The sequence below is a fragment of the Ochrobactrum sp. SFR4 genome (assembly GCF_019730395.1).
GTDB lineage: Bacteria > Pseudomonadota > Alphaproteobacteria > Rhizobiales > Rhizobiaceae > Pseudochrobactrum.
In genome coordinates this window covers 1-257 of sequence record NZ_JAAPBB010000993.1, presented here as the reverse complement: position 1 = coordinate 257, position 257 = coordinate 1, and the positions used below count along the sequence as shown (strand labels likewise).

The 257-nt window shown below is 52.5% G+C and carries 1 pseudogene; it reads left to right on the top strand.

The window, feature by feature from the left end:
• Positions 1-33: 33 nt before the first annotated feature.
• Positions 34-257 (top strand): annotated as a pseudogene (locus HBA93_RS22075) (hypothetical protein); the annotation flags it as partial.

Here is a 257-nt window from a genome sequence, read left to right as displayed (position 1 = left end):
CTGGTTATAGCGGAAGAAGTCTATGAGCGGGGCATGAATACTTATATTCCGCCGGATTCATATTGCGCTTCAGCCTGCTCCTTTGTGTTCTTTGCAGGCAAAAACCGTGTTGCCGATGGCCGTCTTGGCGTTCACCAGATTTCCGCACCGGAACTCAGCGGCGAACAAGCGCAATTTGGTGTGTCCGATATTGTCGCGACCTTGCCCAAGTATGGCGTATCGGCCGATGTGCTGGGTATTATGTTCAGCACACCTGC